Here is a 24,364-nt window from a genome sequence, read left to right as displayed (position 1 = left end):
CTCGCCGGGAGGTCAGGATTTCCGGCGGTTGAGGAAATGATCGATCGAGACGGCAGCCAACAGGATGCAGCCCTTGATCATGTCCTGCCAATAGACCGACACATCGAGCAGGATCAGCGACGAGGTCACCACCGAGAGCAGTGCGATGCCAAGGATGGCGCCGAAGATGGTGCCGGCGCCGCCGGTCAGCGAGGCGCCCCCGATCACCGCCGCGGCGATGATGTTGAGCTCCATGCCGACGCCGAAGGTCGGCGTCGCCGCGCCGAACCGGCTCATGTAGATGACCCCGGCGAGGCCGGCGAGCGTCGAGCACAGCACCGTCACCCAGAACTTCACCTGGCGGGTGCGGATGCCGGAATACTCGGCCGCCTTCTCGTTCGAGCCGGTGTAGAACACCTTGCGGAATGCCGTGGCGCGGCGCAGCAGGAAATCGAACAGCACGACGATCGCGACGAAGATGATGATCACGTAGGGCACGCCCTGGAACTCGCCCTGGCCGATCGCCTTGAACTCGGGCGGCAGGGTGAACAGCGACAGCGGCGTGCCCTTGGTGATGACGAGGCAGAGGCCGCGGACGATCACCATCGCAGCGAGCGAGGTGATGAAGTGGTTGAGCCCGACGACGGTAACGAAAAAGCCCATGCCGGCGCCGACCAGGGCGCTGGCGGCGATGGCGATGAGGCTCGCCGTCCAGGGGTCGAGCCCCATCAGGAACATCGAGCCGCCGACCACCATGGCGAAGCAGACCACCGAGCCGACCGCGAGATCGATGCCGCCCACGATCAGCAGTACCGTCATGCCGACCACGACGATGCCCTCGATCGAAAAGCTCATCAGCATAGCGCGGAGGTTTCCCCACGTGGCGAAGTGCGGTGAGGCAAAGCTCATCGCCACGCAGAGCGCGAGGATGATGACGATGAGGCCGGCCTCGCGCATCGCGCCGAACCGCCCCAGCGACAGCCCGGACCGCACCGCGGGAACCACCAGCTCTTCCTGTTTGCTAAGCGACATCGGCGAAATTCCCTCCTACACCCGAGGCGAGGCGGATCACCGCTTCCTCGGTCATTGCTCCAGTGACTTCGCCGGCAATCCGGCCGCCGCGGATGACGATCACCCGGTCGCTGATGCCGAGCAGTTCGGGCAGCTCCGACGAGATGACGATGATGCCGACCCCATCCGCCGCCAGCTCGCGCAGCAGCTTGTGGATCTCGGATTTGGCGCCCACGTCGATGCCGCGTGTGGGCTCGTCCATGATGATCACCCGCGGCTTCACCGACAGCTGTTTGGCGATCGCCACCTTCTGCTGGTTGCCGCCCGAGAGCGATGAAACCGGGTCGCCGATGGCGCCCATCTTCACCCCCAAGCGGGTGCAGAGGGTAATCGCCTGCGTCAGCTCGAGCCGCCGATCGACCAGCCCGTTCCGCGTCAGCTTCCTCAAGTCGAGCGCCGAGACGTTCGCGGCGATCGACAGGTCGAGGAACACGCCCGAGTGCTTGCGGTCTTCCGACAGGTAGACGATGCCCGCTCGGATCGCGTCGGTGTAGTCGGCAATGGCGACCGCCTTGCCGTCGACGCGGATGCTGCCCTGGGTGGTCGGTGCGAGCCCGCAGACGCCGAGCGCAATCTCCGTCCGACCGGCGCCGATCAGGCCGCCGAGCCCAAGGATTTCGCCGCGCCTGAGCGTGAAGGACACGTCGTTGAACTGCGCACCATCGCTGAGCCGCTCGACTTCGAGCAGCGGTGCGCCGGGCTCCCCGGCGAGCTTATTGGGATAGAGCTGGGTAATCTCGCGGCCGACCATGCGGCGCACCACGTGGTCCGGCGTCACCTCGGCGATGCGGTCGGTCGAGACGTACCGCCCGTCGCGGAAGACCGTGACCCGATCGCACAGCGCGAAGATTTCGGCCATGCGGTGCGAGATGTAGATGATCGAGATGCCGCGCTGTTTGAGCCCGCGGATAATGCCGAACAGCGCCTGCGTCTCGGCTTCGGTCAGCGCGGCGGTCGGCTCGTCGAAGATCAGCACCCGGCAATCGAGCGTCAGCGCCTTGGCGATCTCGACCAGTTGCTGATTGGAAATGGACAGTGCGCCAACCCGCCGCGTCACCGGGATCGGCGCCAGCCGGTTCATTACCTTCTGGGCGGTGCGGTTGAGCTCGGCGAAGTTCATCAGCGGGGCGCGGCGGGCGTTGGTCGCCGCCATCAGGATGTTCTCGGCCACCGTCGCGTCCTTACAGAGCGCGATCTCCTGGTGCACCAGCCCGATGCCGAGGCGCTGCGCCTCAGCCGGCGAGCCGATGTGGACCGGCAGGCCCTCGAGCCGGATTTCGCCGCTCGACGGGGCGAGGATGCCGGCGACAATGTTCATCAGCGTCGATTTGCCGGCGCCATTCTCGCCGCAGAGCGCGTGGATCTCGCCGCGCTCGAGCGTGAAGTCGACTTCGGCCAGCGCCTGCACGGCGCCGAAATGCTTGGAAATCTTGCGGATTTCGAGGACGTTGCCGCCACTCATATCGTCCTCCTTGGGATGGTGCCGGGGCGCCCGCAGGCGCCCCGGGTGTCGCCTGTTATTCTTCGATGCCCTTGGTGCCGCGGCGCTTCAGGTACTTGTCCCAATAGAAGTCGTCGGCGTTTTCGGCGGTGACGATCGAGAAGCCATTGTCGACGAACGGCACGGCCATGCCGTTCTTGCCCGAGCGGGCGGTATCGTTCATCGGGTCGATCAGGTCGGGGTGGTTGGCCAGCCACAGCAGCATGAAGCCCATATAGCCCTGCATGCCCTGGTTGGGGTTCACCGAGCCGAAGATCTCGCCAGCCTTGATCATGTCGAGGATGTTGGCGTTGACGTCGGCCAGCATGACGCGGACCTTGCTGCCATTCTCCTTGCTGGCCTGCGCCGCGCCGATCGCCGAATTGGCTTCCGGCATGAACACCGCGCCGAGTTCCGGGTTGGCCTGGATCAGGCTCAGCACCGCCTGGTACGCCTTGGTCGGATCCTGGTTGGATGCGGCGCGGCCGACCAGCTTCATATCGGGCCACTTGGCTTCCATGCGAGCGATGAACGCCGCGACGCGCTTGTCGTGATTGTCCTGGCCGGGATTCTCGAGCACGGCGTATTCGCCCTTGCCACCCATGGCCTCGGCCACCGCGTCAGCCGCATAGGTCCCCTCGGCGAGGTTGTCGGAGGTGATGAAGCTGACGCGCTTCGAGTTCGGCGAATCCGCCGCGAAGGTCACGACTGCCGTGCCCTGGTCCACGGCGCGGTTGATCGGCTCGATGAACGGGTCGGAGTTCATCGGGTGCACCAGGATGCCGGCCGGGTTCTGCGCCAGCGCCTGGTCGAAGCTGGCGATCTGCTTGTTGACGTCGTATTCGGGCGTCCCGGTATAGGCGGTCTCGCAGCCGAACTGCTGGCCGGCCTGCTTGAACATCTCGTAGACCGGGAACCAGTACTCGACCCCCGAGACCATGACGTTCATCACGTATTTCTCACCCGGCTCGCACTTGAACGGGTTGGCGGTTTCGGCAGTGGCGTACCCGGCCATCAGGACCGGGGCAGCCGCTGCGATCGCGAGCGTGCTCAGAATTTTGCGCAAGTTTCCTCCCTCTGGCCGAAGCCAGCTCCAACGGTTTGGTGCCGCCGGCCCGCTGGCCGGTGGTCGATAACTGGAAGCCGGGGCTCCTCCGAACCCGTGGCGTCGCGACCATTGCGCAGGCCTCGATTGACCGTCAAGATAATTCAGTGATTGAAATTTATTGCAAGAATGATCGGCGGATCAGCTGAAAATCGCCCGGTCCGCGGCAACGATCCCGGCGAGGTAATCGGCCACCACCGCCACCCGCCTGAGCGCCCTGAGGTCTTCATGCACCACCAGCCAATAGGCGCGCTGCAGCACGATCTCCGGCAGCACGCGGTGGAGCGTGGCGTCGCGTCGCGCCATGAAGCTGTGGAGGATGCCGATGCCCGCGCCGGCGCGTACCGCCTCGAACTGGCCGAGGGCCGACGACACTGAAAGGTCCGAAGTCCAGCCCTTCAGCACCTCGGTGGTATAGTCGAGCGCCGGCGAAAAGATCAGGTCGTCGACATAGCCGACCAGCCGATGCTGGCCCAGCTCCTCCGCCGTTGCCGGGGCCGGGCGGTTGGCGAGGTAAGCCGCCGAGGCATAGAGCCCGAGGGTATAGTCCACCAGCTTTCGTGCCTTGAGCCGGCCTTCACGCGGCAGCTCCAGCGTCACCGCGATGTCGGCCTCCCGGCGCGACAGCGAGAAGGTGCGCGGCACCGGCACCAGCTCGAGCCGCAGTCCCCGGTGCTTCTCTGCCAGCGCCCCGAGCCGTGGCGCCAGGTAGCCGACGCCGAAGCCATCCGGCGCGCCGATGCGGACGGTGCCGCTCAGCGCCAGGTCACGCGCCGCCACCGCCTCCTGGGCTCCCAGCATCTCGCTTTCCATGCGCTCCGCGAAGGGCAGGAATTTTTCGCCTTCGGCCGAGAGGCTGGTGCCGTTGGTCCGCCGCACCAGCAGCGTGGTGGACAGCGCTGCCTCCAGCGCATCGATCCGGCGCGCCGCCGTGGCGTGGTTGATCCCGAGCGCCCGCGCCGCCCCAAGCAGCTGCCCGTTGCGCACCACGGCGAGAAACACCCGGACGTCGTCCCAGTTCATCGAAGGTGAGTCCTTGCACAACGGATGTGGAATCTTGGAGGTTGCTGCGCACCAAGCGTAGAGCGATGACCGCCTGGCAACAAGGAGGATCCATGCGCACCATCGGTCATTTCATCGCCGGCAACCACGTCCCAGGCCGCGCGGCGGCGTTCACCGAGGTCTTCAATCCGGCCACCGGTGAGATCACGGCGCGTGTCGCGCTGGCCGGAGCCGCCGAAATCGACGCTGCGGTCGCCAGCGCCGTGGCGGCACAACCGATATGGGCGGCGACCAACCCGCAGCGCCGGGCGCGGGTGTTCTTCAACTACGTGGCGCTGCTCAACCGTGAGATGCATGCCCTTGCCGAACTGCTGTCGTTCGAGCACGGCAAGACCATCGAGGACGCGAGGGGCGACATTCTCCGCGGCATGGAGGTCGCCGAGTTCGTCGCCGGCGTGCCTCACCTGCTGAAGGGCGAGTTCACCGAAGGCGCGGGCCCGGGCATCGACATGTACTCGATGCGCCAGCCGCTTGGAGTGGGCGCCGGCATCACCCCGTTCAACTTCCCCGCCATGATCCCGCTCTGGATGTTCGCCCCGGCCATCGCCGCCGGCAACGCCTTCATCCTCAAGCCCTCCGAGCGTGCCCCGTCGGTACCGTTGCGGCTCGCCGAGCTGCTGCTCGAAGCCGGTCTGCCTCCGGGCGTTCTCAATGTCGTCAACGGCGGCAAGGCGGCGGTCGATGCGGTGCTCGCGCATCCCGATATCGCGGGCGTCAGCTTTGTCGGCTCGACCCCGATCGCTCGTTACGTCTATACGCAGGCGGCCGCCGGCGGCAAGCGGGTGCAGGCCTTTGGCGGCGCCAAGAACCACATGATCGTCATGCCCGACGCCGACATGGACAAGGCCGCCGACGCCCTGATGGGGGCCGGCTATGGTTCAGCCGGCGAGCGCTGCATGGCCGTATCCGTCGCCGTCCCGGTCGGCCGCGACACCGGCGACCGCCTGGTCGCCGCGCTGAAGCCACGGATCGAAGCGCTGCGCGTTGGTCCAGCCAGCGACCCGGCCTCCGAGATGGGACCGCTCGTCACCCGCGAAGCGCAGCAGCGCGTCCTCGGCTACATCGAAAGCGGCATCGCGCAGGGCGCCGAGTTGGCGGTCGATGGCCGCGGCTTCCGTCTGCAGGGCTACGAGGACGGCTTTTTCGTCGGCCCGACGCTGTTCGACCACGTCACCGAGGAGATGGATATCTACCGCGAAGAAATCTTCGGCCCGGTGCTCTCGGTGGTCCGCGCCGACAATTACGAGCAAGCCCTCGGCCTGCCCATGCGCCACGCCTATGGCAACGGCGTCGCCATCTTCACCCGCGACGGCGACACCGCCCGCGACTTCGCCTCGCGCATCAATATCGGCATGGTCGGCATCAATGTGCCGGTCCCGGTGCCGCTCGCCTACCACTCGTTCGGCGGCTGGAAGGCCTCATCCTTCGGCGATCTCAACCAGCACGGCACCGATTCGATCCGCTTCTGGACCCGCACCAAGACGGTCACCGCCCGCTGGCCCTCCGGCATCCGCAACGGCGCGCAGTATCAGATGCCGACCATGGCGTGAGTGGACGCTCCGCCCCGTCCTCAATCGGCTTGCTCTGCCTGCACGTCGTATTGCTGCCGGGATGCGGCTATGCCGCTCTGCTGCGACCTTGCCCAGGCTGCCAGGGTCAACAGTGGCACGTGCAGCGAGTGGCCGCGCTCTGTCAGTTCGTAGTCGACGCGCGGCGGAATGGTCGCAAACGAAGTGCGTTTGACCAGTCCGTCGCGTTCCAGCCCGCGAAGTGTCATCGCCAGCATTCGATGGGAGACACCCGGTATCGCCCGCTGCAGGGCATTGAACCGCATGGTGCCGCCGGACAGTACGCCCACCACCATGATCGTCCACTTGTCTCCGACCCGGTCCAGGATTTGTCCCAGGGCCTTGCAGTTGGCCGCGCCTTCGGCCGCGTAGTCGATCTCGACCGGCTGCAGGTTCGGCTTGGACATTTGGCTCTCCTTGGCCGCCAGGTACGGTCACCCGTGATCGTGACGATCAGTTCTGACCGTTCTTGCGCGATGTTCCGGTTACCATCATATCGCTACGCACTAAAGGTTCGTAACGGAAGGTTCCAGCATGAATATCGGTGTAGGCGGCGCGAGCGGCAAGCTCGGCCAGGCAGTTCTGCGCGAGCTACAGGCCCGCGCTCCGGCACACAGGCTCATCGCCATATCGCGGACGCCCGAGCAGGCGCCGGCAGGGGTGGAAGGCCGGCTGGGCGACTACGACCGGCCGGAGACTCTGGCCAAGGCCTATGCAGGCCTCGACCGTCTGCTGCTCATCCCGACCAGCGATATGCGTCCGGGCATGCGGGGCGACCAGAATATCGCCGGCATCCGCGGGGCGGTCGCAGCCGGAGTGAAGCACATCGTGCTGATGTCCGCCGCGGGGACGCGCGAGGAGGAGGAGCCCGCCATTGGAGCATCCTACTGGCGGGGTGAGCAGGAGCTGATCAAGACGGCGCCGAAGTGGACCGTGCTGCGGATGAACTATTACGCGGAAAGCCTCCTCGACGAAGTGCAGACGTCGGCAGCGCAGGGCGCCCTCGCCGGCATCGCCGAGAATCGCGTTGCATTCGTCTCGCGCGACGACATCGCGGCAGCGGCAGCCGGCATCCTCATAGGCGACGGCCACGCCGGCGCCATCTACAACGCCACGGGTTCACGCAGCTATACCGGGGCTGAGCGGGCTGCCCTCATCTCGGAGGTGATGGGCAAGCCCCTCGGCTACATCACGGTCCCGGCCGAGACGCTTCGCGCCGGAATGATCGAGGCTGGCCTTCCCGATTTCGTCGCCAACGCCGTAGTCAGCATCCAGAGCATCTTCGCCGATGGCGCCCTCGACATCGTCACGGGGGACATCGAGAAGCTGGCCGGGCGACCGCCGCGGGAGCTTCGCGACCTGGTGTCAGAGCGTTTCAAACCATCGACGAACTGAGGAACGCAAAACCAGGGTCAAGCCTCATCTTGCTCACATCCGTTGGACTGGCTGGGGCGCTAGGATTCGAACCTAGGAATGGCGGTACCAAAAACCGCTGCCTTACCACTTGGCGACGCCCCAACGCGCGCGTTCCTACACGCTTCACAATACCGACGCAACCAATCGGAAATCGCCGCAGTTAGGCGCTTGAGTTGCCTCGGGAGCGAGTCTATAACGCGCCTCGTTAGCCGCTGGCCACCCGCCGAACCATCCCGGAGTTCGGCACCAAGGGTCCAGAGGGCAATCTGACGGAGTATAGCGCAGCCTGGTAGCGCACCTGCTTCGGGAGCAGGGGGTCGAGTGTTCGAATCACTCTACTCCGACCAATCAACCCCGGCCTCGCAAGAGGTCGGGGTTTTTCTTCGGCGGCATGGGCGTTGGACAGACACTGAGCACTGCCTCACAGCCGCCGATGCCGGACTCGTTTCCGGCGCGCCCTAAACCTCCGCCACGCGCGACCCCTGGCCGACGACCATTGCCGCCTCGATCGCCTGCTGCTCGCTCCAGCCAGCGCCGTCCTGCATGGCAGCGCTCAGGCGTGGTGGCGACAGCCGCTGGGACAGTTCGGCCACCAGGCGTTGGTGGGTGACCTGCTCGGTCCATTCCCGGCTGGCGTTGCCTTTGGCGTAGAACGCCTCGGTAAACCCGAGCAGCCGGGCGGCGAGCTCGGCTTCTCCTTCGAGGGCGGCCACCAGGGCCAGGTGTTCCGCGGCACGCACGATTGCTGCTGGCCAGCCGAGGGCTCTCGCCTCTCGCAAGCTCTCGATTGCGGATTGGCGCGCCGGTTCCAGCTTGCCATCCGAAAGCAGGTATGAGGCGAGGTTGCTGAGGCCCAAGGTGGCCTGTCGGCGGTTATGGTCCGGGCCGCCGAGCATACGTTGGATCCCAGTGATGGCACTCGCGACCTCGCCGGCGATGAAGTCCATTTCTGCCAGCGCGATTTGCGCGCTCGCCACACCCCGGGAATCGCCGACGCTCCTGCACACGGCCATGGATCGTCCGATCAAGGTTCGCGCCGCCGCGACGTCGCCACCCAGATACGCCGCCACACCCTTGGAGCGGAGGCAACTCGCCAGCGGTTTGGTCGGACCGAGCGGCTCAAGCACCTTCAGGGCGTCTTCGAGATACGGCAGCGCTTTTCCGATTGTCTCCATGGTCAGCAGCGCGGCCCCGGCGCGGGCCAGGGCTTCGCCGAGATCGAGATCGCGGCCGGCGGAGCGGAACAGCTGCACCGCCTGATCGGCAAAGGCAAAGCCAGAGTGATCGCCATGCGCGCTGTTGGAGGTCTTCGACAGATAGAGCCGCCCTGCGATGTCGGGCGGCGTACCCTGGTCGATCTGGAGCATCGCCACTTCGCTCCAGCGCTCGCGTTCACGGAACAGCGAGAGCTCATCCCAGAGCCGGAGGCTCAGCGTGGCAAGCTGAACGCCGAGCTTTGCCTCGCCTTCAGCTCCAAAGGCCCATTCCAGTGAGGCACGCACATTGTCGAGTTCCGGCTCATACCGACCCAGCCAGGTGGCGGTTGGCGTCCTGGGCCAGGTCTCCCGGCCCTCGGTGAACCGATCAATCAGGTAGGCCGCGAGCTCGCGCTGCCGACCCGGCTCGCCAATATCGCCCTGCTTGTCCAGGGCATATCTGCGCGTCGTCTCGAGCAGGCGGTAACGCGGCTCGGCTTCCGTCAGGTCCACTGCGACCAGCGACTTTTCCACCAGCGAGGATAACAGGTCGAACACTTCATCCTCTGCAATCGGCGCGCCGCTGGCGACCCGCATCGCCGATGCCAGCGAGCAGCCGCCGGCGAACACCGCAAGCCGGCGCAGCAGCGCCTGTTCTTCGGTGGGCAGCAGATCGTAGCTCCAGTCGAGCATGGCGCGCAGGGTCTGGTGATGTCGGGGGCCGGCCCTGGTCGACCGGCGCAGCGTCATGAACGACGCGCTGAGATTGCTGGCCAGCCAATCGGGCCCCATCATTTTGAGCCGCCCAACCGCCAGCTCGATGGCCAGGGGGATGCCGTCGACCTGCTTGCAGATGCTGGCGATAGCGGGCGCATTGCCCTCATCGAGCACGAACCCATCGACTATCGCGGCGGCACGATCGACGAATAACTGCACGGCGCTGTGCGCGACCGCGACCGTCGGGCTTATTGCCTCCGGGCGGGCTGGATAGGCGAGGCTCGGCACCCGATACTGGCTCTCGCCGGGTACCGACAGACTCTCGCGGCTGGTCACCAGGATCGAAACCGATGGGCAGGCGCCCAGCAGCATCTCGACGAGCCGCGCCGAGGCTGCGATCAGGTGCTCGCAATTGTCGAGGATGAGCAGCACGTCCCGCTGATGCAAGTGGGCGATGGCGCTCTCGATGGCCGGCCGATCGCCAGCCACGGGCACCCCCAAGGCACCGCACAACGCTTCCCCAACCAGTTGTGGGTCGGCAATCGCGGCCAGTTCGACCAGCCAGACCCCATCCGCATATCCCCCGGCGAGCCGGAAGCCGGTTTCAACGGCCATGCGGGTCTTGCCCGCGCCACCGGGGCCGGTAAGCGTTACCAGCCGGTAGCGGCGGAGGCGGGCGAGAACCTCCTCCACCTCCTCGTCGCGACCGACCAGCGAGGTCATCTGCCGCGGCAGGTTGTGCGCTTGCGGCGTCCGGCCGAGGGACTGGTCGCGCACCGCAGGCGCGGCATCCAGATGATATGGCGCCGGGTCGGCCGCCAGCCGCAGCAATGCCTTGGTCTCGGCCGCCGGCTCGACCGACAGTTCGCGCAACAGGATATCGCGACAACGCTGGTATTGCCGCACGGCGAGGGCCCGCTCACCTGCGGCCAGGTGCGCCCGCATCAAGGCCCGATGCCCTGGTTCGGCAAGCGGGTCGATCTCGACCAGGCGGGCCGCGATCGGTTCGGCATCCTTATGGCGTGCCGCCCGCTCGTAGGCCGTAAGCAGCCATTCGAAGCGTTTGGTCGCGATCCCCCGGAGTTCGGCGCGCCGGGCCTCGAGCCATTGCTGGCCAAGCGGATCGCGAATGCTCAAGCCCTCGAGGAATTCTCCCTTGTATTGCGCCACCGCCCGCTCCAGCACCTCAACGGTGCTGTCGACCTCGACCTCAAGCAATGCGACGTCCGACTGCACCATGCCCGAGGCAAAGCTCAGCTTTTCACGATCGACCTCAAGCACCTCGCTGGCCTCTGCATTGAGGGACCGCCGAAGCACGGCCAGGGTCTGGCGCAGGCTCTGGTAGGCCTGGGCCTCGCTCCGTTCGCTCCACAGCAGGGCCGCAATCTCTTCGCGACTGCCGCTTTGCCGTGGGCGGAGCGCCAGCCAAGCCAGCACAAGACGCGCCGTCTTGAGCCTGAGCTCGATCACGCGTCCATCTTGAGACCGAGCTTCGAACGGGCCCAGGAGATTGAGATACAGATGGGGCGAGGTCACAGGCCGTTTCGCTCACTGCTCGATCGAAGAAGTGAACCGTAGCAGACAGAAATTCACGGGCAAATCACGTTGCTCGCATGCCGGGATCACGTGGCCATTACGTCTGCGCCATATCTTTAATGCCCGATGCCGTTCTGGCGTGCAGCCTGAAGAGTGGCATCTGCAATTGCTTGCGCCGCTGGCGGGCCACAGCTCGCGACGTGATCATCCCGGCTTGTCGAGGTCTTTCCAGGCCTCGGCAACGGTGTGGCGCATGCGCCTAGCAGCGGATCTGCCTCATCGTCCCTGGCCGAATTGTCGCGACGGAAGGAGGTAGGCACCATGAGTTTCATTCTCGCCGCCTATGCATGCGAGCGCTATGGCACAGCAATCCTGCGCACCCGTCAGGGGCGTTCGTGGGGAGGCGTCAATGGGTGACGTTCAGTTCGCCTTCCAGGTGGCGCGCTATATCGGTGGAAGTGGCGGGGTTGCTTTCGCCAAACCGGTGCGGGCCATCGCCGCCCACCCCATCGCGGCGGCCGAAAGGGTCATGCGGACCAGGCCCTATCTGTTAGGTGAGCCGAAAAACATCCTCGCGGAAGTTTCATACCTCAACCCCGACGGCGATGAAGAGCGCGTGCTGCTCTATCACGATGGATCGGTCGCAACGCCGAGTGCCGTTCCGGCGCCATCGCGATAACACGCGTTTCCGCCGAAGTGACGCAGCCGGCGCTCGGGTGGCTTCAAGCGGCCGGCTGCAGGCCCGGCGCAACAGGGGTCCTGGCCGAGTTTCAGGCTAAGTCGCAGGCCGTGAGGCGAGCGTTACGGCGCTGCGACCTGCCGGGGCCAAGTTGAGGCTGCCGCGTTTCACCCATCAAAAGCCCCTCGCGACAAGGCAGCATGCACCCTCGGATGCCCCTTGCGGCGACCATTACGAATCCGACACGCTGACCGGCAGTGTGTGAGATGGGCACCTATGGTTGAGCGGTCCGCATTTGGTCAGTTGCTGCACCATCCCGGCTTCGTACGCCTGTGGCTTGCGGACGGGTTGTCGACGTTCGGGACGTTCATTTTCGGCCTGTCGCTGCAACTGTTGCTGATCCATACCCTCGATGCCGACCAGCTGGAGATCGGCTGGGTCCGGTCGGCGCAGTGGCTGCCCTCGCTGCTGTTCGGCCTGGTGGCGGGGGTGGTCGTCGATCGGGTGCGGCGCAGGAAGCTGCTGATCGCCACCGATATTGCCAGTTGCCTGCTGCTGCTCGCCATTGCCGGGCTCGGCATCCTGGGGGTGCTCTCGCCGCTGGGGCTGGCGGTGCTGGTGTTCCTGCTCGGCTGTGCGGCGGTGCTGCAGGGCGGAGCGCATCAATCGTTCACCGCCGACCTGCTGCCGCCGAACCTCCTGGCCTCGGGGAGCGTGGTCATGACCCAGACCTACACCGCCGCGCAGACGCTGGGGCCTTTGCTCGCCGGCCTGCTGGCCGGCGTAGTCGGGGCCCCGGTCACCATGCTGATCAACGCTTTCACCTACGCCGCCTCGGCAGTGCTGCTCGCCGGCGTTCCGGATCCGCAGCCATCCGAGCGGCGGGCGCCAGCTTCGGTCGGCGCCGATCTCAGGGAGGGGATTGCCTGGGTCTACCGGCACACCTTCCTCGCGCCCTATGCGATTTGCCTCCATGCCTGGTTCATCGCCAATGCGATCGCCGGCACGGTCTACATCTTCCATGCGACCAAGCTCGGGCTCGATGCCGGTGCCGTCGGATTGACCCTGGGAGTGGCGGGGTTGGCCGGCATGCTGGGGGCCGGATTGGCGGAGTGGGCGGCGAGGGTGCTCGGGACTGGCAAGGCCATCCTCTTCTGCGATTACCTGACCGGGGCGGGGTGGCTGCTGGTGGCGGCAGCGCCACAATCGGGGCTCGCGCTCTATGCGCTCATCGCGGCGCAGCTCGTTTACGGCGTCGGCTTCGGCTTGCGCGGCCCGCTCGAGATGAGTTTCCGCAACGCCGTGACGCCCTCGCGGTTGCGGGGGCGAATGAACACCACCATCCGTTCGATCAACTGGGGCCTCATCGCGCTGGCCGCCCCGTTCGGCGGCTGGTTGGCCCTGCAGTTCGGCGACCGCACGGCGCTGGCCATTGCCGGAGCGACGATGCTGGGGACCGGGACGGTGCTGCTGCTCTCCCGCTTCCGCGGCGCCTCGATGCCGACCGACGCGTCAGCCTAGCGCTGCGGTGAGGCGGTTTCATTGGCCCACGAGCACGGACCGGCCGCTATGCCGCACGGCGTTTGAAGCGGTAGCGCAGGCGCCGCAGGAACTGGTTGACGCCCACATAGGTCTCCAGTCGCCGCAACTGGCCGACATCGCCGGCGTTCTCGGCGAGCAGCTTGCGGTCCGGCTCGCCGAAAGCCGGGTGCTCGTCAAACGCGAGGAGCGCCGAAAACGCCGCGAGCGCCCTGCCATAGCTGAACTTGAGACTCGCATCGTTGAAAATGCCCTGGAAGAGTGGCGCGCCGGAGGTGTTCTGGCCGTGGATGCAGTAACAGTAGGATAGCGGGTCATCCATCAGCGCCAATGAACGCGCCTGGAGCATTGCCTCGACCAGCGCCGTATCTTCACCCCGGGCAGCATCCGGATAGCGGGGCAGCACGTTCTTGAAGGCGATCATCGAGCCTTCCCAGACGCGTGTATTCGACAGTCTCAGCAGCCTCTCGTGGGGCGACCACAGGCATAGTTGCCGCAGGAAGACGGCATCGGCCCTGGCCTGCAGCAGCGCCCCGACGCCACGCTCAAGGCGATGGACACCATAGATATCGTCATCGTCCCACACGCAGACGATCTCGCCCCGCGCCTGATCTACGCTGACGTTTCTGAGCAGCCCGAGCGATAGTTGCCGGTCGGCGGGGACGAGACGCACGTCGGCTCCGCTCTGCTCGACGAGATGCTGCAGCGCGGCAGTCGTCGTGCCGCAGACGACGATCAGCTCTTTGTTACGATAAGTCTGCCTGCTGAAATAGCCGATCGAGGCGCGGACCCGGGCAACATCGCCCCGCGTTACCATAAGGCATGAAACCAGCGGCCCCGTCGTGCTGCCCGTGGTGGCAATCAGGCGGTCGGGCGTGACTCGACTCGAGGTCCCCCTGAGGCTCCGGTCGTAGATGTATACCTGTTGGTTGATCATCGAAGGCGAGGCGTCCGGGCGGTACTATTGTGCCAGATGTGGACCAGCAGTCGCTGATTCTGTCCACGATGCTGGGGGCAAATGTCCGGGGGGCGTCGGGCCGCTTACCGCGTCATCCGTTACTTGACGATACATCCAATGCGGCTTGCCTCAGCTTGCGCCGCGGTCCACCGGCGTCAGGTAGGGCAGCCGCGCTGCCTCCGGCATCGGGCCGAGCCGGGCGATCATCTCGATATTGGGGTGCATCGAGCGGTGCAGATGCGTCTCCAGCATGCGGCAGGCGCTGTCGAGATCGCCGTCGAGCAGCAGGTCGTAGATGCTCCGGTGCTCCTCCAGCATGGTGGAGATTTCGGTGCCGGTGCGGTGGCTGCGGAAGGTGGCGTGCGTGGCGATCAGCAGCAGCTGGCTGCGCTGCACCGCCTGCAGCAGCTGCCGGTTATTGCAGCGGGCTACGGTGTCGATGTGCAGGTCCTGCTCGATCCCCTCGAGCTCCATGATGCCGCGATCGCCGCCCTGCGCCCGCATCACCCGGTCGCGGCGGGCGGTCAGCTCCGCCTCGGTGAATTTCGGAAACGCCTGGCGCAGCGCTACAGGCTCGAGGATCCAGCGCATCTCGTAATGCTCGCGGATCGATTCGGCGGTCAGCGGCCCGGCATACCAGCGCTGGTTGGCCTCCTGGACGATAATGCCGGTGCGGGCCAGCCGGGTCAGCACTTCGTGCGCGATGGTCCGGCTGACCCCGTAATGCTCGGCCAGCGCCGATTCGTTCAGCATGAACCGACCATAGGCGAGGCTGGCGGCTACGGCGTGCTCGACCTCGGGATAAATCTTCAGCCCGATATTACGCGGCGAGCCGTCGGCCTCCAGCGCCGCCGGCAGCACCAGGCCCGCTTCGCTGAGCTCGAGCCGCAGCGGTTTTGGCGCCGTCTCGCCGCCGCGGGCAATGAAGCCGCGTCCGGCAAAACTGCCGATCAGCCCTTCGTCGCTCAGCCGCTTCAGCGCGGCGGCGGCCGGGATGCGGCTCGCCTTGAAGGCCCGCGCCACATTGGCCTCGCCGAGCACCAGCCCGGCCGGAAACGCCCCCGCTTCGAGGTGCTCACGGAGCACCGTATAGATGGTCTGGTACAGCGGCGCTTCGGGCTTGGGCGACATCGGGCGTCGTTCTACCATTTGGGTGCCCCTCTGTCAGTCGGCGCTGAAGATCGCATATTTCCGGCAACTGCTTGCGATATCCATAAGTCGCCGATCCCCGCCCACCATCGCGCTTTGGGCAGCGCGCTGCATTGCTTCGCGCGCACCATTCTATCGTGACGCACTCTGCATGCAATATGCATTGACTCTCGTCGCAGCGATTTGCAAGAGTGTTGCCGTCGCTGGAGGAAGCGACGAGGGAGGCGGCCGCCTTGCCGGCCGTGACATGGCGTTCCCCCGGACGCCGGAGGAGAGTTTCGATGAAGTTCGCACGTTTGGTGCTGGCCTCGGCCGGCCTCGCTACCCTTTTGTCCGGCGCTGGCCTTGGCGGCGCCTTGGCGCAGGAGACGGTGATCGGCGGCATGATCTTCCAGCAGGATCAGTTCTTCCGCGGCATCCAGCTCGGCATGGAGCAGAGCGCCAAGGATGGCGGCGCGACGCTGTTGCAGGGCAATTCCGAGAACAAGCTCGAAAAGGAAGCCGAGCTGGTCGACACCTTCATCGCCCGCGGCGCCAAGGCGATCGTCCTCGCCCCGCTCAATGGCGATGCCTCGATCCCGGCGCTGGAGCGCGCCCGTGACGCCGGCGTCAAAGTGGTGCTCTACGGCACCTCGATCAATTCCGATTTCCAGGTCGCCGATATCGGCACCAGCCAGCTCGATATCGGCCGCTTCACCGGCGAGGCGGCGGCCCGCTTCATCACCGAGACTTTCGACGGCAAGGCCAAGGTGGCGCTGCTCGGCTTCCGCTCGCAGCTGCAGCAGATGAGTGACGACCGCACCAATGGCTTCCTCGAAAAGGCCAAGGCCGGCGCCGAACTCGACATCGTCGCGACGCAGGATGCCTGGCTCGCCGAGAATGCCGTGACCGTCGCCACCGACATCCTCACCGCCAATCCCGGGCTGCAGGTGATCTATGCCGCCAACGAAGGCGGCACCGTCGGCGCGGTGCAGGCGGTGCGCGCCGCGGGGCTGCAGGGCAAGGTGTTCGTGTTCGGCACCGATGGCTCGGAACAGCTGGCCGGGTTCCTGCTCGACGAGGACAATGTGCTGATCGCCACCACGGCGCAGCAGCCCTTCGAGATGGGCAAGAAAGCCACCGACGTGGCGCTCGCCGCCGCCAAGGGCGAGGCCACCGAAAAGGCCTACGACATCCCGCCGCTGGCGCTTTCCCGCTACGACCTCGAGGCGGTCAAAGCCTATGCGGCGAGCGTGAAGCAGTAAGACGTCGCCGCCGGTGCTTCGGCGCCGGCGGCTCTTTCCGGTAGCTTCAGATGCGCGGCGCCATCGAATTCCGCGATGTCAGCAAGGCCTATGATGGCACGCTGGCGCTGTCGCATTTCTCGCATGCCTTTGCGCCCGGCCGCGTGCACGCCCTGATGGGGCGCAACGGTTCCGGCAAATCCACCGCCATCAAGATCCTCGCCGGCGCCGTGCAGCCGACCTCCGGCACGCTGTCGGTGAATGGCCACGAGGTGAGCTTCGCGACACCCTCTGAGGCCTTTGCCGTCGGCATCGTCACCGTGCACCAGGAGCTGTCACTGGTGCCCTCTCTGTCGGTGGGCGAGAACATCTTTCTCGGCCGGCTGCCGAGGCGTGGCCGCTTTGTCGACTGGAGCGAACTACACCGGCAGGCCGCCGCGCTGCTCACCGAAATGGAGCTCGAGATCGAGCCGCGCCGGCTGGTCGAGACGCTGAGCCTGGGCCAGCAGCAGATGGTCGAAATCGTCAAGGCGATGAGCTTTGCCCCATCAGTGTTGATCCTCGACGAGCCGACCTCGGCGCTGGCGGCGCGCGAGGTCCAGCACCTGTTCGATCTGGTGCGCCGGCTCAAGGCGCGCGGCGTGACGGTGATCTACATCACCCACCGGATGAACGAGCTGTTCGAGCTGGCCGATACCTGCACCGTGGTCCGCGACGGCCACTATGTCGGCACCATCGAAATATCAGATGCGACGCCAGCCAAGATCGTCGAGATGATGTTCGGCGACGTGGCGAAAGCCTCGCGCCCCGCCCGCCGGGCGGTCAACCGCAGCAACCCGGTGCTGTCGGTTCGCCAGCTGACGCGAGCTCCGGCTTTCACCGACATCTCGTTCGAGCTCTATCCCGGCGAAGTGCTGGGGATGGCCGGCCTGCTCGGCGCCGGTCGCACCGAGGTGCTGCGCGCCATCTTCGGCGCCGATCCGCTCGAGGGCGGCGAGATCAGCTTTGCCGGCCAGCGTGTCGAGCGGCCGACCCCTAAGCGCATGAAGGCGCTGGGGCTCGGCTACACCCCCGAGAACCGCAAGGAGGTCGGGCTGGTGCAGATGGCCGCCATCCACGACAACCTGATCCTCGCCAGCCTCGATCGCATCGCCCGCGCCGGTTTCACCAATCGCGCCCGCGAAACCCCGTCGGTCACCCGCCAGATCCGCGACCTCGGCATCAAGGTGGCCGATCCGCGGCTGCCGGTGTCGACCCTTTCGGGCGGTAACCAGCAGAAGGTGGTGATCGGCAACTGGCTCAACACAGCGCCGAAAGTGATGTTCTTCGATGAGCCAAGCCGCGGCGTCGATCTCCAGGCCAAGCAGCAGATCTTCGAGATCATGTGGGCTGAGGCCGAAGCCGGACTTTCCTCGATCTTCGTGTCCAGCGAACTCGAGGAACTGCTCGATGTCGCAGACCGCATCCTCGTGCTGCATCACGGTCGCCTCGTCGCCGAAGTGACGCCGGAGACCACCAACCTCACCGAACTCTACCAGCTCTGCATGGAGGGACATCCCTGATGAGCGCCGACGCCGAACGTACCACGCCGCGAGGCGGCCTCAGCCTCACCATGCTGCGCTACTTCGTCATGGAGCTGATCCTCGTCGCCCTGATCCTCGTGCTGGTCGTCGCCGCGCCGGGCTTTGCCAGCCTGCCCAACCTGCTCAATGTGCTGCGCGCCGTTTCCATGCTGGGGATCATTGCCTTCGGTATGACGGCGGTGATCATCGCCGGCGAGATCGACCTCTCGGTCGGCGCCGGTGCGGCGCTGGCCGGCTGCATCCTCGGCTGGACCTGCGGCGCGCTCACCGACAGCATCGGCCCCTGGCCGGCCGTCGCTATCGGCGCGCTGGCCGCCATCGCCGTCGGCATCGGCTGCGGGGTGTTCACCGGCAAGATGCGGCAATGGTTCAACGTGCCGAGCTTCATCACCACGCTGGCGATGCTGGCGGGCCTGCGCGGCATCGCCAACCTGATCTCGGGCGGCTTTCCTATCACCAGCTTTCCCAAGGGCTTCAACTTCCTCGGCGCCGGCAATGTCGGCGGCGTGCCGACGCCCGTATTCTTCTTCCTCGCGGTGTTCGCCGCCATGCATGTGCTGATGAAATACACGAGCTTCGGCCGCGCCGTTTACGCCGTCGGCGGCAATGCCGAGGCCTCGCGGCTATCGGGCATCGACGTCTACGGCACCAAGACGCTGGCCCTCGCCATCACCGGCGGGCTCACCGCGCTCAGCGGCATGCTGATCGCCAGCCAGATCGGCTCGGGCAACGGCACTGCCGCCACCGGCATGGAGCTCAACGTCATCGCCGCAGTGATCATCGGTGGCACCAGCCTCTTCGGCGGCAAGGGCCGCATCTGGGGCACCCTGCTCGGCGTGCTGTTCCTCGGCTGCATCAACAACGGCATGGTGCTGATGAACGTCTCCGAGTATTGGCGCCTCGTCGTTTCGGGCGCCACCATCCTCGCCGCCGTGCTGCTCAATCAGGTGCTGGAGCGCGGCATCAAGCGGTGAGTGTCTGCCACCAGCGGCACCCAAGGTTTCGATGTCATCCCGGCGCAGGCCCATACGCGCCAGGTTACTGTTGTAGTTATGGTCGTGCCCACCCACCGGCTGTCATCCCAGCGAAAGCTGGGACCCATCTATCCGCTTGCGCTGTGGCGAGTTGGGTTCCTGCTTTCGCAGGGATGACACCGAGTTCGGGGCGCTGTTTGGTGGCAAGTTCGCCGAAGGGCCTGCATCAAAGCAGCGGCAATCCCCAGGAAGCACCTGTGACAGCCTAGGATGCCCTCAGCCGATACAACCCGGCGCCATGGCTCGGCAACGTCGCGACGAAGCTGCCGGCGTGCCGGCCGAGCGGCCGCCCCGTCCACAGGTCCGTTACCTCGGCGCTGTCGATGCCAAGTGGCGCAAGTTTGAAGCCGACCTCGCGCTCCGTCTTGCCGGTGTTGAACAGCGCCAGATAGGCATCGCCGTTCGTAGCCCGCGCCGTCCACACCCGGGTACCGTCCATGACGAAATGCGGCTGGTTGTCGGTGCTCGACTGGTTGACCGCCAGCACCTCGCGGTTGGTCAGCAACGCCAGGGTTGGGGCATCGAGGTGGCGCAGGTCGCCGCCCATGATCAGCGGCGAGCGGGCAATGGCCCAGAGCGTCATCACCGTCCGCTGCTCTGCGGGGGTGAAGCGCGTGTCGCGGTCGCCGAGCGCCAGCCGGCCGAGCGGCAGCATATCGGCATCCGGCCAGGCGCCGGGGCGGCGCCACGGGTTCCAGTTCTCGAGCCGCACGAACTGCGCCTCGAGCATCGCCCACTCGTCCCAGAAATCATCACTGATCCGCCACAGCTGCGCGTACTCGCGCACATGTTCGGCCCGGATCACCGGCGTCTCGCCCGGCGATAGCGATAGCACCATCGGCCGGCCGGTCTTCACGATGGCATCGTGCGCCGCCTCGATCTCGGCAGCGTGCGCATCGTAGGGACGGCTCATGTCGTCCATCTTGATGAAGTCGACGCCCCACTCGGCGTAGAGCGCAAATATGCTGTCATAATAGGCCTGCGCCCCGGGCTTCTGCATATCGACGCCGTACATGTCGGGGTTCCAGCTGCAGATGCTGGAGGTGTCGGCGATATCGGCGGCTCGCACCGTTGTGCCGAGGACGGGCAGGTTCTGCTCGACCGCCAGCCGCGGGATGCCGCGCATGATGTGGATGCCGAATTGCAGTCCCAGCCCATGCACCTGCCGCGCCAGCTCGGCGAAGCCAACCCCGTTGGCAGCCGAGGGGAAGCGGTTCAGCGCCGGCGTGACCCGCCCAAACCCGTCCATCGTCGGCACCGGCTTGGTGTTGTAGTTGTAGCTCCTGGCTTCCGGCTCGTACCACTGGATGTCGACGGTGAAGACGTCATAGCCGAAGGGCAGCAGCTTTTCGGCCATGATCGCTGCGGTCTCGAGGGCCTGCGCCTCGGTGATCGTGGTGGCAAAGCTGTTCCAGCTGTTCCAGCCCATCGGCGGGGTCGGGGCGAGAATGGTCATGGTTGGCGTCGATCCAGTTACTGAGACCGCGACGCCAACCCCCAGCCGGCTGCGACGTCAAGCGTCGCCACCGCCGACCGGGCGAACCCGAAAGCATTTGCCCGATTTCAGGAGCCCGCGCCTGCCAGCATCGCCTCGATCTCGGCTCGAACAGGCATCGACGGTGCGGTGCCGGGTTTCTGCACCGAGAGGCCGGCGGTGGCGCAGCCGAAGCGGATGGCATCGACCGGCGATTGGCCCTCGGCCAGCGCCACGGCGAAGCCGCCATTGAAGGCGTCGCCGGCACCGGTGGTCTCGACCACCTTCTCCACCTTGAAGGCCGGCACCATGTGCGTGCCGGCTTCGCCATGGAGCAGTGCGCCCTTCTCGCCCAGGGTGATCAGCGCATTCTTCGCGCCGCGGCGGACGAACTCCCTGGCAGCGGCCAGCGCATCGGCTTCGGTCTCGACCCGCAATCCGGTCAGCGTTGCCGCCTCGGTTTCGTTCGGCGTGACATAGTCGCAGAGCGCGTAGATCGCGTCGTCGACCGGCAGCGCCGGGGCTGGGTTGAGGATGGTGATCACCCCGTGCTGGCGGGCCAGCGCCAGCCCGGCGATCGCCGTTTCGACCGGCTGCTCGAACTGGGTGATCAGCACCTTGCTGCCGCGGATCACGCTCTCGGCCGCCGCCACGTCGGCCGGCGACAGCTTTGCCGCCGCGCCGCTCTCGACGATGATGGCGTTATTGCCGGTCTCGGTGGAAACGAAGATGAACGCCGCGCCAGTGGGCAGGTGGTCATCGATCGCGACGGCCGAGGTGTCGATGCCGTCGGCCGCCCAGGCCTTCTGCGCCATGTCGCCAAAGGTGTCGCGGCCGATCCGGGTGATCATCCGCGCGTCGCCACCGGCCCGCGCCGCGGCGATCGCCTGGTTCGAGCCCTTGCCGCCCGGCCCGTCCTTGAACCCCTGGCCGAGAATGGTCTCGCCCATCAGCGGCAGCCGCGGCGCCCGGAACGCCAGATCCGCCACGAAAATCCCGAGCACTGCAACAGGTGCGCGCGCCATCTCATCTCCTCCTCGTTTCGTCGGGTGCTGTCCCGCCCCCTTGCGACATCCATGGGACGCAGTGGTCAGCCACCGGCGTCATCCCCGCGAAAGCGGGGACCTCTGTTTTCTTTGCCGGCATCGCAAACGGAGGTTCCCGCTTTCGCGGGAATGACACCGAGCATGTTGCCTTAGCTGAGCTTGCCCGCCTTCAATGCCGCCAGGATCCAGTCGCGATAGGTCTGGTCCTTGTTTTCGATCTCTGGGGAAACCTTGCTGGCTTCGGTCATGAAGTAAAGGTAGTCCCGCCCCATGGCCTCGCCGCGGCCGGTATGCATGTCGACGGCGAAATCCGGAATCTCCGGCAGGCGTTCGCCGAAGGCCATGGCGTGCTTGGCCCAGTTGACCATGTCGTCGGTGGTGCGGTCCTTCTTGCCCGAGGCGAGCACGCGGATGGCGTGCGCCGCGAACAGGAACCGGTCATGCGTCGGCCGGTCGAAGCGCTGGTGGGTGCGATAGAGCGTATCGACCAGCACCGGCGCATCGAGGTTGCCGAAGCCGACATCTTCGACGGAGATCACCGCCAGCCGATCCCACAGCTTCTGCTCGAGCTCGGGGCTGGTGAGGTACATCTCCCAGCCGAGCAGCACGGCATTCTCAGTGAGGCCGCGGCGGATGGATTTCTGCAGTGCCGAGATCACCTCGTCGGCGGGAAAGCCGTTCTCAGTGGTGGTGCGCTGCCACGGGTCGGGCGCCTGCTTGACCTTGATGCCGTCCTCGCTCATTTGCCGCTCACCCAGTTGGCGATGTTGTTCCACAAGGGCGCATAGCCGGCCCAGTCAACGAAGGGCGGCGGGGCCCAGTGCGGCCCGCAATCGGAGGTGAACACGGCGGAGCGGCCCTTGCCGAACTCGGCCACGGCGATCAGCGGATCGCCGCCGACCCGCACCAGCACTTCGGCATCGGGCTTGGCCGCCACTTCGTTATAGCCGAGCAGCGCCGGCCACTCGCCGGTGATCCCCTTGGTGATCGGGTGGCCGGGGTCGCCGACATGGGCGACGACGCCCTGCGGGTTTTCCTGCCGATCGTCATGGCGAGAGAGCGTTACCGGCAGCACATCTTCGATCGCCGTGCCGGCATATTGCCCCTTGGCGTCGATGCCCTGGAAGGTCAGGTAGCCGCCGATCATCACCAGGCCCCCGCCATTGAGCACATAGTCCTTGATGGCGGTCAGCCGGTTGGGCAGCGGCACCGAGCGCACGAACGTGTCCGGGTGGAGCAGCAGCGTATTGGCGCCGATATCGGAGAGCATCACCACGTCATAGGCGGCAAGCGCCTCGGCGGTTTGGGGGAAATCGCGGGCGGCGAGGTGGTTGGGGAGGAACGTCACCTCCCAACCGCCGCCCTCGAGCGCCGCCTTCAGCCAGCGGACGCCCTCGTTGTATTCGGTGGTGGTGAAGCTGTCGAAACCCTTGGTGTGGATCGAGTGGGTGACCCAGGATTCCCCGGCAATCAGTACGCGCTTGCTCACGCTGTAAAGTCCTTCTGAGTGGGTGCGCCGACCGACTGGCGCACAATGAGTTCGACTGGCAGCCGCGTCAGCAGCGGCGGCGCCTCGCCGTTGAGCAACGCCAGCAACGTCAAAAAGCCCTGGCGGCCGAGTTGCTCGACCGGCTGGCGGATGGCGGTCAGCGGCGGCGTCAGCAGCGCGCCGAACGGCATGTCGTCGAAGCCGATCAGCGAGATGTCGTCGGGGACGCTCACCCCGGCCTCCTTGAGCCCCATCACGGCGCCGATGGCGAGATAATCGGATGAAGCGAAAATGGCGGTCGGCGGCAGCGGCAGCTCGAGGAATTTTCGCGTCGCGGCGCGCGCCAGTTCCGGTGCGAAGCTGCCCATCGCGACATATTCCGGCCGCACCGCGATGCCGGCCTCGTTCATCGCCAGCAGAAACCCCTCGCGCCGCTCGGTCACCGTCAACAGGCCATGCGGGCCGCCGAGATAGGCGATGCGCCGGTGGCCGGCTTCGATCAGGTGGCGGGTCGCCGTATGCGCCCCCTCGGTGTTCTCGACGAACAGCCGCGGCACGCTGACGCCCGGGATGTCCTCGTCGACGATGACGACGTTCTTCCGCTTGCCGATCAGGTTGGCGAGCGTCCCATCATCGGGGGTGTTGGTCATCATCACCAGGCCATCGATATGGCGGTCGTGCAGCCGCTCCAGCGAGGCGATCTCGCGGTCGCGGTCCGAGCGGGTCGAGCTCATGAACACGGTGTAGCCGTGCCGGTCCGCCTCGTCCTCGAAGGCCGAGGCGAGCTCGGCGAAGAACGGCTCACGGATTTCCGGCGTCACCAGGCCGACCGCCTCGGTCTTGCCGGTGGAGAGGCGTTTGGCGAGGAGGTTCGGCCGGTAGTCGAGCTTGGCGATCGCCGCATCGATCCGCCCCGCCGTCGAGGGCGGCAACTCGATACGATTGTTCAAGTACCGGGACACCGTTGTCGGCGACACCCCGGCATCCTGCGCCACATCATGGATTGTTGCCATTGCACCCCCACTCGCACAGGTAAGCTAGATCGATGCAAACGCTTTAG

20 protein-coding genes and 2 tRNA genes are annotated in these 24,364 nt (G+C 66.2%); 8 read left to right on the top strand and 14 right to left on the bottom strand.

Annotated features, from left to right (window positions below):
- Positions 1-12: 12 nt before the first annotated feature.
- The 4 genes from ASC68_RS01710 to ASC68_RS01695 form a co-directional block, all read right to left on the bottom strand.
- Entirely contained in the window at positions 13-936 is a 924-nt protein-coding gene (locus ASC68_RS01710) for an ABC transporter permease (RefSeq protein WP_197421061.1), read from the bottom strand.
- Between the two features lie 64 nt (positions 937-1,000).
- Positions 1,001-2,512: a sugar ABC transporter ATP-binding protein gene (locus ASC68_RS01705; protein WP_055873802.1), complete on the bottom strand. Its 1,512-nt coding sequence runs from the start codon at positions 2,510-2,512 to the stop codon at positions 1,001-1,003.
- Between the two features lie 55 nt (positions 2,513-2,567).
- Positions 2,568-3,596 carry a substrate-binding domain-containing protein gene (locus ASC68_RS01700; protein WP_055873799.1) on the bottom strand — a complete coding sequence of 343 codons (1,029 nt, stop codon included), beginning with the start codon at positions 3,594-3,596 and terminating at the stop codon, positions 2,568-2,570.
- 180 nt (positions 3,597-3,776) lie between these two features.
- Positions 3,777-4,658 carry a LysR family transcriptional regulator gene (locus ASC68_RS01695; RefSeq protein WP_055873796.1) on the bottom strand — a complete coding sequence of 294 codons (882 nt, stop codon included), beginning with the start codon at positions 4,656-4,658 and terminating at the stop codon, positions 3,777-3,779.
- Between the two features lie 92 nt (positions 4,659-4,750).
- Here ASC68_RS01695 and ASC68_RS01690 point away from each other — a divergent pair, with 92 nt between their 5' ends.
- Positions 4,751-6,247, top strand: coding sequence for a CoA-acylating methylmalonate-semialdehyde dehydrogenase (locus ASC68_RS01690; protein ID WP_055873794.1), 1,497 nt, complete (start codon positions 4,751-4,753; stop codon positions 6,245-6,247).
- Between the two features lie 20 nt (positions 6,248-6,267).
- Here the strand turns inward: ASC68_RS01690 and ASC68_RS01685 are convergent, their stop codons facing one another.
- Positions 6,268-6,672: a helix-turn-helix domain-containing protein gene (locus tag ASC68_RS01685; protein WP_055873792.1), complete on the bottom strand. Its 405-nt coding sequence runs from the start codon at positions 6,670-6,672 to the stop codon at positions 6,268-6,270.
- A 127-nt stretch (positions 6,673-6,799) separates the two neighbouring features.
- Here ASC68_RS01685 and ASC68_RS01680 point away from each other — a divergent pair, with 127 nt between their 5' ends.
- Positions 6,800-7,660, top strand: a complete 861-nt coding sequence (locus tag ASC68_RS01680) for an SDR family oxidoreductase (RefSeq protein ID WP_055873789.1) — start codon at positions 6,800-6,802, stop codon at positions 7,658-7,660.
- A 48-nt stretch (positions 7,661-7,708) separates the two neighbouring features.
- Here the strand turns inward: ASC68_RS01680 and ASC68_RS01675 are convergent.
- Positions 7,709-7,783: transfer RNA gene (locus ASC68_RS01675), tRNA-Gln, on the bottom strand.
- A gap of 168 nt (positions 7,784-7,951) precedes the next feature.
- On the opposite strand from ASC68_RS01675, the gene ASC68_RS01670 reads away from it, so the two are divergent.
- Positions 7,952-8,028: transfer RNA gene (locus ASC68_RS01670), tRNA-Pro, on the top strand.
- A gap of 111 nt (positions 8,029-8,139) precedes the next feature.
- Here the strand turns inward: ASC68_RS01670 and ASC68_RS01665 are convergent.
- Entirely contained in the window at positions 8,140-11,064 is a 2,925-nt protein-coding gene (locus tag ASC68_RS01665) for a BTAD domain-containing putative transcriptional regulator (RefSeq protein WP_055873787.1), read from the bottom strand.
- Between the two features lie 475 nt (positions 11,065-11,539).
- Here ASC68_RS01665 and ASC68_RS01660 point away from each other — a divergent pair, with 475 nt between their 5' ends.
- Positions 11,540-11,809, top strand: a complete 270-nt coding sequence (locus ASC68_RS01660) for a hypothetical protein (RefSeq protein ID WP_055873784.1) — start codon at positions 11,540-11,542, stop codon at positions 11,807-11,809.
- Between the two features lie 276 nt (positions 11,810-12,085).
- Positions 12,086-13,330, top strand: a complete 1,245-nt coding sequence (locus tag ASC68_RS01655) for an MFS transporter (RefSeq protein WP_055873782.1) — start codon at positions 12,086-12,088, stop codon at positions 13,328-13,330.
- A gap of 46 nt (positions 13,331-13,376) precedes the next feature.
- Here the strand turns inward: ASC68_RS01655 and ASC68_RS01650 are convergent, their stop codons facing one another.
- Both ASC68_RS01650 and ASC68_RS01645 read right to left on the bottom strand, forming a co-directional pair.
- Complete coding sequence (locus ASC68_RS01650) at positions 13,377-14,285, bottom strand: glycosyltransferase family A protein (protein ID WP_082527820.1); 909 nt, start codon at positions 14,283-14,285, stop codon at positions 13,377-13,379.
- Between the two features lie 150 nt (positions 14,286-14,435).
- Positions 14,436-15,455 carry a GntR family transcriptional regulator gene (locus ASC68_RS01645; protein WP_055873776.1) on the bottom strand — a complete coding sequence of 340 codons (1,020 nt, stop codon included), beginning with the start codon at positions 15,453-15,455 and terminating at the stop codon, positions 14,436-14,438.
- Positions 15,456-15,736: 281 nt separating this feature from the next.
- Between ASC68_RS01645 and ASC68_RS01640 the strand changes: the two genes are divergently transcribed.
- Genes ASC68_RS01640 through ASC68_RS01630 form a run of 3 tightly spaced genes read left to right on the top strand, consistent with a single transcriptional unit; the run spans position 15,737 to position 19,235 of the window.
- Positions 15,737-16,699 carry a substrate-binding domain-containing protein gene (locus ASC68_RS01640; RefSeq protein ID WP_055873773.1) on the top strand — a complete coding sequence of 321 codons (963 nt, stop codon included), beginning with the start codon at positions 15,737-15,739 and terminating at the stop codon, positions 16,697-16,699.
- 50 nt (positions 16,700-16,749) lie between these two features.
- The gene (locus ASC68_RS01635) at positions 16,750-18,240 is read left to right on the top strand and encodes a sugar ABC transporter ATP-binding protein (protein WP_055873770.1); all 1,491 of its coding nucleotides are present in this window, start codon (positions 16,750-16,752) and stop codon (positions 18,238-18,240) included.
- Positions 18,240-19,235 carry an ABC transporter permease gene (locus tag ASC68_RS01630; RefSeq protein ID WP_055873768.1) on the top strand — a complete coding sequence of 332 codons (996 nt, stop codon included), beginning with the start codon at positions 18,240-18,242 and terminating at the stop codon, positions 19,233-19,235. Before ASC68_RS01635 ends, ASC68_RS01630 begins: the two co-directional genes overlap by 1 nt.
- 265 nt (positions 19,236-19,500) lie before the next feature.
- Here ASC68_RS01630 and ASC68_RS01625 read toward each other — a convergent pair whose 3' ends face one another.
- The 5 genes from ASC68_RS01625 to ASC68_RS01605 all read right to left on the bottom strand — a co-directional run bounded on the left by ASC68_RS01625 (position 19,501) and on the right by ASC68_RS01605 (position 24,317).
- Entirely contained in the window at positions 19,501-20,751 is a 1,251-nt protein-coding gene (locus ASC68_RS01625) for a glycoside hydrolase family 27 protein (RefSeq protein WP_082527819.1), read from the bottom strand.
- Between the two features lie 107 nt (positions 20,752-20,858).
- Positions 20,859-21,794 (bottom strand): ribokinase, encoded by a 936-nt coding sequence (gene rbsK / locus ASC68_RS01620; RefSeq protein WP_055873764.1) that lies wholly within the window; start codon positions 21,792-21,794, stop codon positions 20,859-20,861.
- A 170-nt stretch (positions 21,795-21,964) separates the two neighbouring features.
- Positions 21,965-22,558: an AAA family ATPase gene (locus ASC68_RS01615; protein WP_055873761.1), complete on the bottom strand. Its 594-nt coding sequence runs from the start codon at positions 22,556-22,558 to the stop codon at positions 21,965-21,967.
- A complete protein-coding gene (locus ASC68_RS01610) occupies positions 22,555-23,304 on the bottom strand; it encodes a glutamine amidotransferase (RefSeq protein ID WP_055873758.1) in 750 nt (249 codons plus the stop codon). The genes ASC68_RS01615 and ASC68_RS01610 overlap by 4 nt, the downstream gene beginning before the upstream one ends.
- Positions 23,301-24,317, bottom strand: a complete 1,017-nt coding sequence (locus tag ASC68_RS01605) for a LacI family DNA-binding transcriptional regulator (RefSeq protein WP_082527818.1) — start codon at positions 24,315-24,317, stop codon at positions 23,301-23,303. The genes ASC68_RS01610 and ASC68_RS01605 overlap by 4 nt, the downstream gene beginning before the upstream one ends.
- Between the last annotated feature and the right edge of the window lie 47 nt (positions 24,318-24,364).

The organism is Devosia sp. Root105 (assembly GCF_001424865.1).
In the GTDB taxonomy this organism is placed as follows: domain Bacteria; phylum Pseudomonadota; class Alphaproteobacteria; order Rhizobiales; family Devosiaceae; genus Devosia_A.
This window is presented reverse-complemented; position numbering and strand designations above follow the sequence as displayed.